The organism is Sphingobacterium mizutaii (assembly GCF_900187125.1).
Taxonomy (GTDB): domain Bacteria; phylum Bacteroidota; class Bacteroidia; order Sphingobacteriales; family Sphingobacteriaceae; genus Sphingobacterium; species Sphingobacterium mizutaii.
Window position 1 is genome coordinate 3,952,668 of record NZ_LT906468.1, and the last position, 18,122, is coordinate 3,970,789.

Genomic DNA, 18,122 nt, shown 5'->3' on the forward strand with positions numbered 1-18,122 from the left:
GCAGGACGAAGCCTGCCATTCCATATATTTTTAAAACTTGGTCTTAAAATAATTTCTGAGGGTATTCACCGTCAGCTACCAATTTCGAGATACTCTCTTGTACGATTGGCTTATCTTCCATATAGGTTACACCAAACCATTTCGAAGATGTCGGGATTACCTTAAAGTCCGCTTGTCCCTTTTTAACCATATAATCAGGAACAGATGGGATAAAGAATTCTGATTTAGGATTATCACCATTCTCTTCCACAAACTTAGGGAACATCTCCATCGCTACATCAAAGATCTTAGGCGTGAATCCCCAGAAGTTCATCGATACACGAGCATCAGCTGGCAATTCATTTTTCACACCGTTTTCCTCGAATACAATTTTCTTGTCACCTTCAGTGCCATCATAATAGATATTCGTTCTTTCAGTAACCGAAGCCATATGGCCTTCTGGAGTTACCTCACATACACCACGAGAAACATATCCATAGTCAGACATGGTATTACCCAATGCAAACCCCATCAAAGACATGTGCTTATCATCAGCTTCATTGGTTAGGAAATCAGCCATTTTCTTGAAAGCGTCATAACCATAAAAGTCATCCGCATTGATTACACAGAAAGGTCCATCAACTTCATCCTTTGCACTCATCACAGCGTGGGCAGTACCCCAAGGTTTAGCACGTTCAATATCTTTATCAATTCCGAATTTTCTCAAGTTAAAATCTTGGAAAGCATACGCTACGTCGATTTTACCGGCAAGCTTGGCGTCAAATTTCTCACGCATCACGGCTTCATATTCTTCACGGATAATGAAAACTACTTTTCCAAAACCGGCACGGATCGCATCAAAAATAGAATAATCTATAATTGTTTCTCCATGTGGACCAAAACCATCCACTTGTTTTAATGAACCGTAACGGCTAGCCATTCCCGCTGCTAGAACCACCAAAGTTGGTTTTCCCATAATGTAAATTTTTGTTTAGTACTCGTTTTTCGTTTGCAAATATAATGTTTTATATATTATCTCTTTTTGAAGATAGAGTTAAGGATTCCATTGGCAATTTTGCCTAATAATTTGGCTCCTTCTCTCGCCAAGGTCCTGCTCGCTTGGGTCTGGGCCGCTTCTAAAGGTGTTTGCCTTCTTGATCCAGACGACCTCGTTTTCCCTGCAGCCTTCTCCGCTTCTTTTTTCGCCTCCTCAGCCTCTTTCTTTGCTTCAAAAGACTTCATGCGCTCTTCGATGATTTCCGATGCAGTCTGTCTTTCCACGCGTTCTTGATATTTCGATCGGTAATCCGAACTCTGAACCAATTCCTCATACAACTGCGGACTACATGGCCCCATCACCGCCCTTGCAGGCACTAAATGCGTAGCAACCACTTCTGTTGGGATCCCCTTATCATTCAAGACGGTCACCAAAGCCTGTCCTGTTCCTAATGAAGTCAAAACCTTATCGATCTCATAAAATTCAGAGGTAGGATAAGTCTTAACGGTTTTTCTCAGGTTGTCGGCATCATTCGGGGTAAATGCTCGCAAAGCATGTTGTACCCTGTTTCCCAATTGTCCTAATACGGATTCAGGAATATCTGTGGCAGCCTGTGTACAGAAAAACACCCCTACGCCTTTTGATCGGATCAAACGTACGATTTGTTCAATCTGGGTTAAGAAAGCTTTCGATGCTCCATTAAACAATAAGTGTGCCTCATCAAAGAAAAACACCAATTTAGGTTTATCTAAATCCCCAACTTCTGGAAGTTTCTTGAATAATTGGGCCAAGAGGCTCAATAAAAAAGTTGAAAATAATAAGGGTTGGTCTTGAATATCAGAAATGTTCAATAAGGTAATCACCCCTTTACCATCCACTTTTCCAAACAGGTCCTGTATATCAAATTCCTTTTCTCCGAAGATATGTGCTAATCCCTGCTGTTCGATGGCCACGATCTTTCTCAAAATCGTATTGGCACTCGCAGTGGAGATCTTACCATAGTCATTCTTGATTTCCTCCGCACCTGGCCCATCAGACAGGTAGCTCAACAATTTTTTGAGGTCTGGAAAATCGACAATAGGCAATTGGGTATCATCGGCATATTTGAAGATGGCACTCAACACACCAGCTTGGGTATCGTTCAGGTCCAAGATACGTGCAAGGAGTACGGGACCAAAATCCTCCACCGTAACACGCATTGGAGCACCTAACTTTCCTGAAAGAGAAAACAATTCTATTGGAAAACTCGCAGGTTCAAAGGGAATCCCAACAGCATTTCCACGTTCGATCAAGGCATCATTGGTTTTGCCAGGTTCGGCTAAACCGGACAAGTCACCCTTGACATCCAACATAAAAACAGGGACACCAGCATCTGAGAGCTGTTCAGCCGTCAATTGCAAGGTCCGCGTCTTACCAGTACCCGTCGCACCAGCGATCAGGCCATGGCGGTTCATCATCTTTAAGGCTAAGTTAACCCTGGCCTCTGTTACAATCTCCCCATTCAGGATACCAGAACCTAATTGTATAAATGGCCCCTTTGGATTATAAGAGACAGTTATTCTTTCAATAAATTGTTCTTTCATAAGTTATAGCATTAAAACGCTAATTGAATTAATAAATAAAGATATAATTATTCAAATTAAGATTTTCAACAAAATTATGTTAACACAATATTAAGGATTCAGATTAAAGAGGCGACTTTTGTAATTTTTTCATAATAAAATTTCAAAAAAGAAACTATTTTAAAATTTAATTTTATTTTTGTTGCAGAAATGATTACTAAGAATCACATGTTTACAAAAGCATATAGAATATTGGCGGCAAAACTTTGCTTCTTTATCTTCTTCACGAAGATGCTGATTTCTATTACGCCTATGTTTGTGGATGTACTGGATAAAGGTACGGTCTTACAAGTAGTCATGCAGCTTGAAATAGAAAACAGCGCAAAAGGTACTAACAGCAATAATGAAGACCTGCACGAGACAGGTATCAAGATCTTTAGACCAGGTGATATCGATTTCATGCTTTTCAACCCAACCGTAGAAAATAGCGCTGGTATTAAACACTACCTGAAAAACGAAAAGAGTATCTGTGCCTACCATGCCTCCGTTCCCACACCACCTCCTAATTGTTAATTCAATATCCTAAGGGTATACCCTATTCTGACCTCATTGGATCGACGTCTTAATAGGTATACTGAATCAAATTAACATTTATTGAATTAAAAATTTAAAACGTAGGTTTATGTTTGGTACACGTACGTCCGCTTTTTTGAAATTATCAAAAAGGGACTTAAAATATGATTTCCCAGCTAGTATTGTAGTATTTTTAGTGGCTTTGCCATTATGTCTGGGAATCGCAATGGCGTCTGGAGCGCCTCTATTTGCCGGTATTTTGACCGGTATCATCGGTGGTATTGTTGTAGCATCGATTTCAGGATCACCCTTATCGGTGAGTGGTCCAGCAGCAGGATTAACAGTTATTGTTTTAGGTGCCATTGAACAATTAGGCGCTTATGAAACCTTTATTTTGGCCGTACTTATTGCAGGAGCCATCCAATTGGTCCTGGGAATCATAAAGGCAGGTATGATCGGAAACTACTTCCCTTCTTCGGTAATCCTAGGTATGTTGGCCGCAATCGGTATCACCATTATATTGAAACAAATACCTTTAGCATTCGGACTTTCGGAAACAAATGCATTCGATTTTGAAAATGGTGGCGGAATTACTGCCTTTACAAACACAGTGATCTCAAATGTCAATTGGGGTGCCACCATTATTTGTTTCCTTTCCTTGGCCGTATTGATTTTCTGGCCAAGCATCAAGAAGTTAAACAAGATCCCTGCACCACTTATCGTAGTATTACTAGGTGTTGGATTAGGTTTTGCTTTCCAAGGAACTTCATTTGCCTTGACTCAAGGACATTTCGTGAATATCCCGGTGGTATCTTCCTTCGCTGAATTCCAAGGACTTTTCATTTTCCCGGATTTCACCCAGATCTTCAATAAAGAGGTTTGGATTGTAGCCTTTACCATTGCGATCATCGCCAGTTTGGAAACATTGCTGAGCATTGAGGCTGTCGATAAACTGGATCCATTGAAACGTAATTCCCCAACTAACCGCGAGCTGATCGCTCAAGGTATTGGTAATATAACAAGTGGTTTCTTGGGTGGTCTACCTATGACTTCGGTTATCGTGCGTTCATCAGCAAATGCGAACGCAGGTGCTAAGACCAGACAATCAGCAATCTTGCATGGTCTATGGTTATTGGTAGCTTTGTTGGCTATCCCTAGCATCATCAACTTGATCCCTTTGGCAGGTTTGGCAGCTATTCTATTGCACACAGGTTATAAATTAGCAAAACCAGCCTTGTTCAAGCAGATGTTGGTAAAAGGCTTGGATCAATTTATTCCATTTGTTGTTACGGTCGTTGCCGTTGTATTCACCGATCTATTGACAGGGGTAGGTATTGGTATCCTAGTGGCTACTTTCTATATCCTACGTGCAAACATGCACAATGCATACCACCTGAACATTAAATCAACAGATCATTCTGACAATGAAACTGCTGTCATCACTTTGGCAGAAGAGGTAACCTTCTTGAATAAAGCACCTATTCAACAAAAACTTTACAATCTTCCAAAGAGCGTAAAATCTATCATCATTGATGGTCAAAAAAGTAAGTTTATTGACAAGGATGTCATTGATGTCATCAAAGATTTCGAGCAAAATGCCATCAGCAAAGGCTTGGAAATCGAGCTGAACGATGTTACCTATAAAAGGAATGGCATCGCGAAAAAACAAAAACTTAAAAAAGTAGTTTAATTAATTTAAAATAATTGCAGAAACTTGTAAGGTCTTTCATTAGACCTTACAAATAAATAAAATCACATAATAATGGGACAAAAAGAATTAGAAACAGGATTTACTCAGATTTTAGAAGGAAACAAAGACTGGATGGACTTCGTAGCGAAGGACTCATCAGGTAGGTTTCAACAACTTTCTAAAGGCCAAAGTCCAGAAATCTTATGGATTGGATGCGCTGATAGCCGTGTTCCTGCGAATGAATTGACGGGAAAGAAACCCGGTGAAGTATTTGTACACCGTAATATTGCAAACATGTGTGTCCATTCAGACATGAGCATGTTAGCTGTATTAGACTATGCGGTCAATGTATTGAAAGTAAAACACATCATCGTTGCTGGCCACTATGGCTGTGGTGGTGTTGCCGCATCATTGAGTTCTCAACAATATGGTATTATCGACAACTGGTTGTGCCATATCAAGGATGTATACCGCCTGCATGCTTCAGAGATTGATTCAATTCAAGACCCTGAAGAAAAGGCAAACAAATTGGTAGAATTGAACGTAAAAGAGCAAGTGTTCAACTTGACTTCTACGTCGATCGTCCAAAATGCATGGAAAAATGGTGCTGACTTAGCAATCCATGGCATGGTGATCAATATCGGAACCGGTCAATTGATCGACCTGAATACGACCTTTACCAACAACGAAGGTATGGGTACTGTTTTCGCGTATGTATAATATGCCCCTAGGACTATTACCATAGATTAGAAAAAGCCCTTTAACAGAATTGTTAAAGGGCCTTTTTATAAATCAATATCTTTCTTATTTGACAAAGGTTCCATCCAAATTGATGGCTTTGGCAAAGGAACTCGAAAACAGATCGGCCACTACGGCAAACTGATCCCTCGTCACCTTATTCTCCGGTGAAAATTCACCTTCAAACTTTAATTTGGTCTTCCATTCCTTGGCTATCTGTCTATCAACCTCATCGCCTTTAAAGGAAATGAACTTGATCATACCCAATAGATCTTTCCAAGTCAGCTCATCTTCGCGGTAATTATCCAAGAACCACAATTGGCTTCGGGTGTAGATATCATTCAGGACATTTTTAACATCACTGAATCGAACAATCTGGTTTCCATCAAAATTATATTTCCCATCGACTTCTTTTCCTAAAAAGACTCCGGTCAAATAACATTTCTGAATGGCTCCAAAATGGGGATCCTTAACTTCTACATCTTGATACGGGATCAATCTGGCCTTGAACGCCAAAAGCTCTGCTTGCAGCTTCCGAATATCGATTTTCTTGCTATCTGTCTTGAAGAAAGCGGTATAACCTGCCGTAGCACCAATGGCCTGCCCAAATGAGGATCTAAACCCAATATTGTCCGCGGATTTAGCCAGAGACCTCAATCTCCCGATATCAAAGAGATTTTCCTTTTCAAAATCCAATAAATCTTTCAGGAATACCACCGAAGACGCCTTATCCAACTCACCTACGGCCAAAGTAGTCCTACTGATTGCCAAGCCCATGTCTTTCGCCTTGGTATATCCACCTTGGACTGCAGAATCCAGCTTAAGGCCAGAAGCCTTCAGCAGTCCCGCATCCTCACTGGCATCGACCACCGACAGTACCTCATATTTTTGCCTATTGGAAAGGACAATTTCCCAATTTCTTTTATTTCTGCTCACTTTAGAAATTTGCTGCTCCTTGATGACGGTCAGATTCGGCAATTCTCGCATATACTTATCAATGGCATTTCTCGCTAATTGCGGATTGAAATCCTTTTTGACAACCTGGGCCAATGAATCATCTCGAGTTTTGCTGATGGCCATCTCCATCAATATCCCCATCCAGATCCCTCCATCGAGGTTTTTGTTGCCTTCAATCTGCAGGACTTCCGAAGTGATTTCCTCCGCTAGGATAGGCTTGTCCATCAACATCACTGTCGGAACATTCGATCTGGCCGCCTGTATCGCCGCAGATAATGCAGTAATGTCCGATCCATAAACGAACATCTTAGGTTTTACCTTTTTCTGTGCAAAGACCAAACAAGGAAATAGCAAACAAAGAAAGGTTAAGACTCTCAAATTCATAGTTCCATAATTTTAAATCGAAAATAAGCAAAATCAAACAAGTATTCGTTATGCTATTATCCATTATATCGTTGAAATAGCTAACTTTGCTACATGGTAGAAGAAGAAAAATCATTGAATTTTATTGAAGAGATTATCGAAGAGGATCTTCGTAATGGGAAAAATGATGGGCGCGTATTGACCCGTTTCCCACCTGAGCCAAATGGCTATCTTCATATTGGGCATGCTAAGTCAATCTGTCTAAATTTTTCTTTAGCGCAGAAGTACAACGGCAAAACAAACCTACGTTTTGATGACACCAACCCTGTAACAGAGGATGTGGAATACGTAGATAGCATCAAAAAAGATATTCAATGGTTGGGATTCCAGTGGGCAGAGGAATTATACACCTCCGATTATTTTGATACACTGTACGACTTTGCCGTAGAATTGATCAAAAAAGAATTGGCCTATGTAGATGATAGCACTTCGGAAGAAATTGCTGCCTCTAAAGGAACCCCTACCGTACCGGGAACTCCGACTGTATACCGCAGCCGCTCCATCGAAGAAAACCTAAAACTTTTCCAAGAGATGCGCGATGGTAAATATAAAGATGGCGAGAAGGTATTGCGTGCTAAGGTAGACTTGGCTAGCCCAAATATGCACATGCGTGATCCTATCATTTACCGTATCAAACATGCGCACCACCACCGTACTGGTGACAAATGGTGTATCTATCCAATGTACGACTTTGCACATGGTCAATCCGATTCCATCGAAAAGATCACACACTCTGTCTGTACCTTAGAGTTTATTCCACACCGTCCGCTTTACGATTGGTTGATCAATAGCTTGGAGATTTTCCCATCTAAACAATATGAGTTCGCTCGCTTAAACCTGAATTATACAGTAATGAGCAAGCGTAAATTATTGCAATTGGTAAACGAAAAATTCGTTGAAGGTTGGGATGACCCTAGGATGCCTACTATTTCAGGCCTACGTAGAAGAGGCTATACGCCTGAAAGTATTCGTAATTTCTGCGAACGCATCGGTATCCAAAAACGTGAGAACATGATCGATGTAAGCTTATTGGAGTTCTGTATCCGTGAGGATCTGAACAAAACAGCTTGGCGTAGGATGGCGGTATTGGATCCGATTAAATTAATCATCACGAATTATCCTGATGGCAAGGTTGAGGAACTACATGGCGAAAACAACCCAGAGGTTGAAGGTGGCGAAGGCAGCAGGGTGATTCCTTTCTCTAAAGAACTATGGATCGAGCGCGATGACTTTATGGAAGATGCGCCTAAGAAATTCTTCAGGTTAGGTCCTGGACTTTCAGTACGTCTGAAACATGGTTACATCGTAACCTGTACTGACTTCAAAAAAGATGAAAATGGCAATATTACAGAAGTATACTGTGAATATGTTCCTAATTCAAAATCTGGTGAAGATACTTCAGGCATGAAAGTAAAAGGAACAATCCACTGGGTTTCTGTGCCACATGCTAAGGAAGTGGAAGTTCGTCTTTACGACCGCCTATTCCAAGATGAGAATCCAGCAGCAGCTGAAGACTTTAAGGCTTCTATCAATCCAAACAGTTTGCAAATTATTGAAAAAGCTTATGCTGAACCTGATTTGGCAAACGCTGAACTTGGTAAAGGATATCAATTTATCCGTTTAGGATATTTTAACCTAGATAGCAAGAACACAACTGAAGATAAACTAGTCTTCAACAGAACCGTAACTTTGAAAGACTCTTGGGCAAAAGAGTCTAAAAAATAATCTGGTTTTATACCAATAAAAAAATGGTCAAGGAATATACTTGACCATTTTTTTATGCTAATTATCTTACAGCCAAACTGCCTTATATTTCTTGTCCAAACGGGAGGCCTCAGCAAAGAGCTGTTCATCACCCAATTCTTTCATGATAGGCACATACTGGTCTAATGCCGCTAAGCCTAACTGAATGGAAATGGCATCATATCCCCTATTTGCTTTTTGAAATATGGCCAATTGATAATCCAGATTTTCCCTAATAGCCCTCAACTGCTTACCCGCCAACACCTTGGCTTTGTCAACTTCCTTCACTTTCAGCAGGGTATCCACTAGAACAGTATTGTAGTAAGTCTGCCGCATACTTTTGGTTTCCTTAGGTTGAAAATCATAGGCTTGCAACGCCAATTGCCTTGCCTCCTTCATCTTTCCTTGATTAACCAAAGCTTGCATTCCATCCGTATAGACATTAGGATAAATCCAACCTTCATAGTATTGATTGGAATCTACATCGAAATGCTCCAAGGTATTAATATTGGACCATTCAAATTTATTGATGGCATTGTCGTAAATCTTATCTGCATTGATCAAGCCGGACCCTTTTGAAGACTGCCCCATATCTACAGGCATCAGTTTGCTGACCAAGCCCTCAGAAGCAAGGTATTTATCCAAGCCCATGGAGATTGCCGGTGCACTTAATGAAACAAAGTAAATCGGTCTTTCCCAATTGTTGTTGACCAAAATGGACATCAAACTAAGATCGGCTCGCGTTACTAAATTTTCCTTGAGTTCCCATTGCATGTATTCCGGAATAAATTGTTGCCATTCAGCAGGAATATTGGCGTTTTTCAATGCTTTTTCCTTATCGATCTTGAGTTGAAGCTTTTTCGTAGGCATCACATTCACAAAACTGCCATCACTGGTTTCCAACTTATTCCTATTATCATCTGAAAGCATCACATCCAACAATTGATCTACATCTGTATAGCCCTCAATCCCCAGATCAACTACTTGAATCACATCCCGGACGCCCTTTTTCACCTTGTTAAAATCGAAAGCAATAGGCAAGGCTTTGGATTGATTGACATCCTCCATTGCCTGCTTCACATACCAATCCGAACCCAAATAACCATAATTCAAGACCCTCACATCGGTCCTTATTCCCTCCACTTCCTGCAGATACCACAGTGGAAATGTATCATTATCAGCATAGGTAAGCAGGATGGCATTGGGCTCACAGGAATTCAAGGTATTCATGGCTACTTCTCGGGTCATATTGCGACCAGAACGGTCATGGTCATCCCAATTTTCCTTGACCAACAAAATCGGTCCGGCCAACATGGCAAAGGCCACAGAGGTATAGGTTATTGCCTTAATGGAAAGTTTGCTCCTCTTTTGCATAAAATCAATCAAACCGAGAACCCCCAAGCCTATCCAGATGGCAAACACATAAAATGATCCCGCATAGGAATAATCACGCTCACGTGGTTGCAATGGGGTTTGATTTAAATACAGTACGATTGCCAATCCGGTAAAGAAGAACAACAAACCGACGATGGTTGTGTCTCTTTTGCTCCGCTTGGCCTGCCAGATCAGACCTGCAATCCCCAACAATAAAGGAAGGAAGAAATAGGTATTCCTACTGGGGTCTTTTTTCATGCTTTCGGAAATGGCATCCAATCCCGGAAGTCGCAATTCATCCAATATATTGATCCCCGAGATCCAATTGCCAGCAGTCAATTCCCCTTGGCTAGGGGTATCATTCTGTCGACCTACAAAATTCCACATGAAATAACGTGAATACATGTGGCCAACCTGATAATTGAAAAAGAACTTCATATTATCCAAAAAGGTCGGATTTTCACCATCTGCAAGATTCAGGTACTGCTTATAGAAATCAGCATGTTTTTGGCTGTACATCCTCGGGAACAAGACTTCCTTGTCATATTTATAGCCTTTGACATTTTCAAATTTCTCATATCGCTCAGCATCTTTTCTATATCCGGCAGATTCATTGACATCCACTATCTTTGAATTGAAAGTAGGTCCTTTGAACAAGGGCTCAGATTGGTATTGTTCCCGACTCAGATATCCCAAGAAGGAAAAAGCATTATCAGGATCATTGTTATTTAGGGTAATATTGGTTTGTGCACGAATCAACAGCATACTAAAAGAAGTGAAGCCGAAGAACACTAAACAAGTCCCCAATATCAGGAGATTTAAGATAGGCTTATTCCTCTTGATGGAATATACAATCCCGAATACTGCTGCCGAAACTAAGAGCAAGACAAACAGGATAATACCCGACCCAAAAGGCATGCCCAAGGAATTGACAAAGAACAAATCAAATCCTGCGGCTATTTTAACGGAATATTGAATGACTCCCCAAAGGATAAAGGCTAAGGCGAGAACTCCCCAAGCAAGGGCTTTTGCGGCTCCTTTCCAGGTTACATGAATAGATTTCCTAAAGTAAATCAAGAGTGCCAAGGCTGGAATAGTCAATAGATTCAATAGGTGCACCCCAATCGACAAACCCATCACATAAGCAATCAGCAACAGCCATTTATTGGAATCTGGCTCATCCGCTCTCCTCTCCCATTTCAAGGCAAGCCAAAACACGATAGCCGTACATAATGAAGACATGGCATACACCTCGGACTCTACAGCCGAATACCAAAATGAATCGGTAAATGCATAGGCCAATGCGCCTACAGCCCCAGCAGCAAAAATCTGCAGCTTTTGAAGCCTATTCCCTTCTGTCCTTCCCAAAAGAAGCTTTCTAGCCAAAGCCGTTATGGTCCAGAATAAAAACACAATGGTCAAGGCGGAACAAAAGGCTGAACCTAGATTCATCCAAAGGGCAACTTGCTCCTTATTGCCTAAAGCCAAGTTTGAAAACAGATTCTGGATCAGAAGAAACAAAGGCGCCCCTGGCTGATGCACAATTTCCAACTTGTCCGATGCGGCAATAAACTCGCCCGTATCCCACCAACTGATGGATTGATCCACAGTGAATGCATACAGTACAAACGCGATGATACCGCAAAGCCAGCCGAGAAAATTGTTGATTTTATTATAGCTCATAATTGTAGGTGATAAATGTTGTTTAAATTTAAAAAAGAATTATCTCCCACTTCCGTGATTAACATAATTTAACATGGAATCAGGCTGCTCTCCTTTTTCGAAAGCAGCGAATTTATCGCTGGAATTTCGGGAGAACTAATAGCTTTTGTTTTACCCACATTCGGATTTCTTGCAATATGACTAAAATTTTATCCAAGCAATCTTCGAACATGTCTCGAACAAGCCTCGAATGAGACCCGAATATGGGATAAAAATATCACCTCGGTATAAACGGACAAAGGCGAATGAAATCATTCGCCTTTGTCTGTTATTTTTGCATCAGTTCTTTTATTAAACTAATTTTTCAACGATCTTTTTAGTTGGTCCTGGGTTACTCATGGTATAGAAGTGCAATACCGGAACGCCAAAATCGATCAGTTCCTTACATTGATGCACCAACCATTCCTCGCCTACCTGCCTAACATCGGCATTGGTTTTACAAGCTTCGACCGCATCACTTAGGTCCTCAGGGATATCCAAGTGGAAGATCCTTGGTAGCGTGATCAATTGCTTTTTGGTAGTCAATGGTTTCAATCCTGGAATAATAGGAACATGGATATCATTTTCCCTACATTTCGTCACGAACTCTTTATATTTTTCTACGTTGAAAAACATCTGGGTAACGATAAATTCAGCCCCCATTTCTACTTTTTTCTTCAACCATTTAAAATCGGTATTGAAGTTTGGCGATTCAAAATGTTTCTCTGGGTAACCGGCAACCCCTATACAGAAATTGGTCTTTTCGGAGGAGCCGATATCTTCATGTAGATAAGATCCTTCGTTCATGTCCACGACTTGCCTCAACAGGTCAGTAGCATAGGCATGACCACCAGCAGTCGGGATAAAGTCAGCATCGCCTTTTCGAGCATCGCCTCTTAGGACCAATACATTATCGATACCTAAGAAGTTCAGGTCGATAAGTGCGTTTTCTGTTTCCTCTTTGGTGAAACCACCACAGATCAAATGCGGAACGGCATCGACTTTATATTTACTCATTATGGCAGCACAGATGGCTACAGTTCCCGGTCTTTTTCTATAGGATACCCTTTCCAACAAACCATTCGCATGTTGTTTGTACAAGTAATCCTCACGATGGTACGTCACATCAATAAAAGGAGGTTTGAATTCCATCAGTTCATCCATGGTTTGGAAGATACTTTGGATACCTTGACCTTTAGCAGGAGGTAACAGCTCAAAAGAATATAAGGTCTTGCCTTTAGCGTTCTTGATGTGATCTACGATTTTCATAAAAATATATTAAGGCTTAGAGAGAACACAGTGAACACTGATTCTTTGGCTTATCTTTCCCATTTTGGGGGTAGAATGTAGCACCTTGACTGGTGTCAGGTTGCTAAGGCTTCAGCGGGTCTAGTCCCTCTGCCTTTCTCTATAAGCGAGGGCTAATATCGTCAATAGCAAGGTAATCTCAAAATGTTTGACGAAAAAACTTTTCGGATGACTATGAAAGCGAGGCCTTCGGGAATTGGAAAATGGAATCTGGAAATGGATGGGGTTAGGTATGATCATAAAAAATGGGCGTCTTAAAAACGCCCATTCTATATCTAAAATATCTTATTAATCTTTTAGGTACATATCGATCAACCCCTCGGGAAGGTTCAATACGATAATCTTTTCTTCTGGGTCAATGCCGACGATAAAATCCTCGTTTAGTGGGAACATGGCATCTCGGCCATCGATATCTACGGTTGCGATAAATTGTTGTGGCATTTCTTGGACATGTGTGATCTCGCCTAATTCGCCTTCATCTTCTTCAATGGCGGTATAACCTACAAGATCATGATAGGTGAAATCATCAGGATCACGTACCGGCATTTTATCATTTGGTAGATAGATTTGCTTTCTAAGGAGCGGTTGGGCCTTGTCGATATGGTCCACATCTTCGAAATTGACATAAGCCGTGCTATTATTCTGAAATTTGATCTTTTCGACAAAGAATGGCACCAATTTCTTGTCCATCTCCAAGAAAACTACATCCAGATCAAGGTCCATATAGTTATCAAATTCAAAAAACAGCTGCAGTTCACCCTTCAATCCGCGGGATTTACTGACATAACCGATATAAAAACATTGATCTTTCGTCATATTCACAAATTAATTTCCAAAAATACGGAATTCTTTTTCTGTTCGGGTATTAGGGATAGCTAATCAAGGTAAAAAGGGAACAAAAAAGCCGGTTCATAGAATGATCCGGCCAATTTGAATACTTTATGAAGAGATTATCCTTCAGTTTCTTCTGTGTTTTCAGTAGCTTCTGCAGCTTCTTCTGCCTCTTCTGCAGCTGTTTCTTCAGCAACAGGAGCGTTTTTAGCAGCGATAGCAGCAGCTCTGTCTTCTTTTTTCTTAGCTTCAGCAGCTAAAGCAGCTTTCTTAGTTTCGTCTTTAGATTTCGCTAAGCCTGATTTCTTTCCTTCGATTTGAGCATCTTTACCTTCAGCCCATTTAGTGAAAAGTTCTTCAGCTTTTGCTTCATCAAAAGCACCTTTTTTCACACCACCTTGCAAGTGTTTTTTGTATAAAACACCTTTGTAAGAAAGGATAGCACGAACTGTGTCAGTAGGTTGAGCACCTTTGTTCATCCAGTCTAACGCTTTTTCGAAATCCAAAACGATTGTTGCTGGGTTAGTGTTTGGGTTGTAAGAACCTAAACGCTCGATGAACTTACCATCACGTGGTGAACGGCCGTCTGCTACTACTACGTGGTAAAAAGGTTTTCCTTTTTTACCGTGTCTCTGCAATCTGATTTTAGTTGCCATGTTTTTTCTTTATTTATGTATTCAACATATCCCCCGTTGCTACATGCAGGAGGGGACGCAAAGATACAAAGTATTATCAATTAATACAACAGAGAATTTAAAGCTGTTTTATCCTCAAAATAAGGGCTACTCCCGACCGATATTCTTGAAAAAGATTTGAGTAATCTGCTAATAATACCGATATTCAGATACTTCAAACCATAGTCATCTTATGCAAAGAATTGCTCCATTAAGGATTGTAAAGGCTTCCGCTGGATCTGGAAAAACATTTAGTCTCACTGTGCATTACCTGACACTACTGCTATCCAAAGAAAGCAGCTATCGGGAAATCCTTGCCGTTACCTTTACCAACAAAGCTACCGCCGAAATGAAAGGTCGGATCATGTCGGTCCTGCATGGCTTGGCGATCGGTAGCACAGCAAGCGACATTGAGCAGTACAGACAGCAACTATTACAGCAAAATCCACAATGGGATCCGCAAAGCATCCAGGAAAAAGCTAATCGGATCTATAGAAGGATACTCCATGATTACAGCCATTTTTCGGTAAGCACCATTGATGGCTTCTCGCAAAAGGTCATCCGAAGTTTCACCTATGAACTTAACCTCGATTCAGGTTATGCCATCGAGATGAACACCAATAAAGTGAAGCGTGACCTGACTGTCATGTTGAACCAACTGCTGGATGAAAGACCGGACCTATTGGAATGGATCATCAATTATGCAGAGCAAAAGATCGGCAAGAATGAGAATTGGAATTATAGACAGCAACTGATGAGCTTGGCTGGATTGATATTCTCAGAAAACTTCCAGGAGTTTGATAGTTTTATGATTTCGGCGGATACAGATCGGATATTCAACTTACTCAACAAAGAAATAGATGAAAAGACCAATGCTTTTTTGGATGCTTTGGTCCAGGGAATAGAAACCTTCAAATCTGAATACCGCCGCTTGGGGGTGGATGATGCAGAGATGAAAGGCAAATCCAGGAACAAACTGGTCGCTGCAAGCAAGATCAACATAGACCCTAAAAAGGTTTCTACCTCTGATATCCAAGATAAGATATTTGACAAATTCTTGGTCTTGTTGGATAATGAAGAGCATTATATAGACGATAAAAAAGCAGTCAGGTATGAATATATGCAAGGCATTCGTCCTGCATTGGATGCTATCTTATCCTTACAGCAGCACTTTGCAAATTATATTGCCTATCAAGCGGTGCAGACCAATCTGTATTTCTTAAGGTTACTCAAAGAAATGAGTGATCTACTGAGTCAATGGAGGAAGGAAAACTCTGCCCAGTTGATCTCAGATGCGCAGATATTACTGAACAAGCTGGGCTTGGACGAACACAGTGACCCTACCTTTATTTGGGAAAAAATAGGCAACCGATATAATTATTTTCTTTTTGATGAATTTCAGGATACCTCACGGATTCAATGGAAAAACTATAGTCCATTGCTCTTTAACGCCCTGGCGGATGCGACGGGCAAGGTTGCTGAACATTTAGTGGTAGGCGATGTCAAACAGAGCATATATCGCTGGAGAAATGGTGACTGGCGGATTCTATTGCAACAAATCGACCAGCAGGTATCGCAGAACTTCCACTTAAATGAGGATCAAATCAAGGAATTTATTGATAACGGAACCTTGGAGACCAATTTCCGCAGTCTTCCAAATATCATTAATTTCAATAATTATCTCTATGAAAAGATCCCTAGCCTTTTGCAGGAGGTCTTGAATGATAAGGTCGGCGAGAGCTTGGGTGAAGAGGGAATGGCTTGGTGGAATGCCACTGGCAATAACAGGCTCCTAGAAAAAGCCTATGAAAACAGCAGGCAATTGATCCCTGAAAATAAGCTTCAAGCGGGCAAACCTTTGGGAAATATTGAAATCAATTTTTTCCCTGTCAGTGATGGGCGAGCAAGGAACAATCAGGTTATGGAGGCTTCCGTAGAGGCTCTATGTAGCAAGATTGCAGAATGGATCAAGTCGGGAAAATATAAACCGGCGGATATAGGGATTTTGGTTCGGAGCAATGCCCAAGCCAAGTTGGTCATTCAAGAGTTGATGCGTTTCAAGAACACAGAAAACCTCAACTTTGAGGTTATTTCTGGGGATGCGCTGAGTTTAATAACCAACCATGCGGTCAACCTGATCATTGAAACCCTCAGATCCTTGGTTTTCCAATCGGAGAAACACGTTTTACACCTTGCCAATATGGCCTACCTATTCCAATTGGCGCATGGCAAGTCCAATTTTGAAGAAGCGATATGGCTGAAGTTCAAGGACAATAATATCAAGGAATTATCGGATGTACTTCCTCTTTCATTGATAGACTCATGGAATCAACTACATAAAATGCCTTTGGTCCATTTGGTAGAAAAGCTGATTGAAGTATATCATCTGGGTGAAGAAGGAAGTATCCATTTACCTTACCTTTTGGCATTCAAGGATATTGCGACCGCATTTTCTACTCAAGGGGAACGCGGAATCATACAATTCCTGGAATATTGGGATGAGGATGGCGAAAGGGCTGTCCTACCATCCAGTGGAAAGGTGGATGCCATTGAGGTAAGCACCATCCATAAATCCAAGGGATTGGCTTATGAAGTGGTGATGATCCCATTTTCTTCTTGGAAACTGGATGGGTTAACCAATGGCGATTTCTGGATTGATGTGCTGGATTCTCCTTTCTCAGAACTCGGAAAGATACCGGTAAAATATACCCAAACCCTAGGAAAGTCGATCTTCTATAAGCAATATTTCGAAGAGATGCTCTTCAACTACATGGACGCACTGAACACTTTCTATGTGGCAACCACGAGGGCCAAAAGCCATCTCTATATCAGCGCCCCACAATTTAAGGATGAAGTGGACAAGAAAACGGGCGAGATATTAGGTTCTGAGGTCAAGAATGATTTTATTTCAGATCTTTTGATCCAGGTGCTTTCTGCCAATAATTCTCCATTCCGGTTGGAGAACAATGAATTTATCTTGTTGGATCAGCCTATCGCTGACGAGCAAGTAAAAAAGGATAAGGAGAGCGATGCAGACCTCAAAGTTGAATTAAAAGATTATCCACAATCTCTGGCTTTAGAGACGGCTTTGGAAAAATCCACCTCTAGGAATATCAATACCATTCTGATGATGGAAAAGGCTGCTCAATACGGTGTATTGGCGCATGAGATCGTTTCCTTGGTAAAAGATGAATCGGAAATAGATAAATTGGTAAACCAATATATTGAGGAGGGTATTTTGGCGAGGGATGAAAAGGACCTTCTGCTAGATGAAATCCAACAGATCTGGAACCACCCGACCATCAACCAATGGCTGACGGGTGATTATAAAGTATGGAATGAATCGAGCATCATCTTGGAAGATGGCAGTACGCAGAGGCCCGATAAGGTGTTCACCAATGAGAATGAAACCATCGTGCTGGACTTTAAATTTACACAAGGAGATTATATCAATCATAAAACACAGGTAGGAAGATATATGAATGCATTGAGCAATGTGGGCTATAGCAATATCAAGGGGTATTTATACTATGCGAAGTCCAAAGAATTAGTGGAGGTGAAATAAGGAAAGA

The 18,122-nt window shown here is 40.9% G+C and carries 12 protein-coding genes and 1 riboswitch; of the genes, 5 read left to right on the forward strand and 7 right to left on the reverse strand.

Annotated elements, in window-relative coordinates; genetic code table 11:
* Positions 1-43: 43 nt before the first annotated feature.
* Entirely contained in the window at positions 44-955 is a 912-nt protein-coding gene (locus tag CKW03_RS17140) for a nucleotidyltransferase family protein (RefSeq protein ID WP_093101016.1), read from the reverse strand.
* Positions 956-1,011: 56 nt separating this feature from the next.
* Positions 1,012-2,559, reverse strand: coding sequence for a helicase HerA-like domain-containing protein (locus CKW03_RS17145; RefSeq protein ID WP_093101018.1), 1,548 nt, complete (start codon positions 2,557-2,559; stop codon positions 1,012-1,014).
* 207 nt (positions 2,560-2,766) lie between these two features.
* On the opposite strand from CKW03_RS17145, the gene CKW03_RS17150 reads away from it, so the two are divergent.
* The 3 genes from CKW03_RS17150 (at position 2,767) to CKW03_RS17160 (ending at position 5,521) form a co-directional block, all read left to right on the forward strand.
* Positions 2,767-3,111, forward strand: coding sequence for a hypothetical protein (locus CKW03_RS17150; RefSeq protein WP_236736572.1), 345 nt, complete (start codon positions 2,767-2,769; stop codon positions 3,109-3,111).
* A gap of 109 nt (positions 3,112-3,220) precedes the next feature.
* Entirely contained in the window at positions 3,221-4,801 is a 1,581-nt protein-coding gene (locus CKW03_RS17155) for a SulP family inorganic anion transporter (RefSeq protein ID WP_093101019.1), read from the forward strand.
* A gap of 72 nt (positions 4,802-4,873) precedes the next feature.
* A complete protein-coding gene (locus tag CKW03_RS17160) occupies positions 4,874-5,521 on the forward strand; it encodes a carbonic anhydrase (protein WP_093101021.1) in 648 nt (215 codons plus the stop codon).
* 84 nt (positions 5,522-5,605) lie between these two features.
* Here CKW03_RS17160 and CKW03_RS17165 read toward each other — a convergent pair whose 3' ends face one another.
* Entirely contained in the window at positions 5,606-6,880 is a 1,275-nt protein-coding gene (locus tag CKW03_RS17165) for an FAD-dependent oxidoreductase (protein ID WP_093101022.1), read from the reverse strand.
* 93 nt (positions 6,881-6,973) lie between these two features.
* Here CKW03_RS17165 and CKW03_RS17170 point away from each other — a divergent pair, with 93 nt between their 5' ends.
* Entirely contained in the window at positions 6,974-8,644 is a 1,671-nt protein-coding gene (locus tag CKW03_RS17170) for a glutamine--tRNA ligase/YqeY domain fusion protein (RefSeq protein ID WP_093101024.1), read from the forward strand.
* 66 nt (positions 8,645-8,710) lie between these two features.
* Here CKW03_RS17170 and CKW03_RS17175 read toward each other — a convergent pair whose 3' ends face one another.
* From CKW03_RS17175 to CKW03_RS17190, 4 genes are all read right to left on the reverse strand, one after another.
* Entirely contained in the window at positions 8,711-11,719 is a 3,009-nt protein-coding gene (locus tag CKW03_RS17175) for a glycosyltransferase family 117 protein (protein ID WP_093101025.1), read from the reverse strand.
* A 330-nt stretch (positions 11,720-12,049) separates the two neighbouring features.
* Complete coding sequence (locus CKW03_RS17180) at positions 12,050-13,006, reverse strand: methylenetetrahydrofolate reductase (RefSeq protein WP_093101027.1); 957 nt, start codon at positions 13,004-13,006, stop codon at positions 12,050-12,052.
* A 47-nt stretch (positions 13,007-13,053) separates the two neighbouring features.
* Positions 13,054-13,154, reverse strand: a riboswitch (SAM riboswitch).
* Between the two features lie 179 nt (positions 13,155-13,333).
* The gene (gene rimM, locus CKW03_RS17185) at positions 13,334-13,861 is read right to left on the reverse strand and encodes a ribosome maturation factor RimM (protein ID WP_093101028.1); all 528 of its coding nucleotides are present in this window, start codon (positions 13,859-13,861) and stop codon (positions 13,334-13,336) included.
* Positions 13,862-13,995: 134 nt separating this feature from the next.
* On the reverse strand, positions 13,996-14,532 hold the full coding sequence (locus tag CKW03_RS17190; RefSeq protein WP_093101030.1) for a 30S ribosomal protein S16: 537 nt from the start codon (positions 14,530-14,532) through the stop codon (positions 13,996-13,998).
* Positions 14,533-14,743: 211 nt separating this feature from the next.
* Here CKW03_RS17190 and CKW03_RS17195 point away from each other — a divergent pair, with 211 nt between their 5' ends.
* Positions 14,744-18,115 (forward strand): UvrD-helicase domain-containing protein, encoded by a 3,372-nt coding sequence (locus CKW03_RS17195; RefSeq protein WP_093101031.1) that lies wholly within the window; start codon positions 14,744-14,746, stop codon positions 18,113-18,115.
* Positions 18,116-18,122 lie beyond the last annotated feature (7 nt).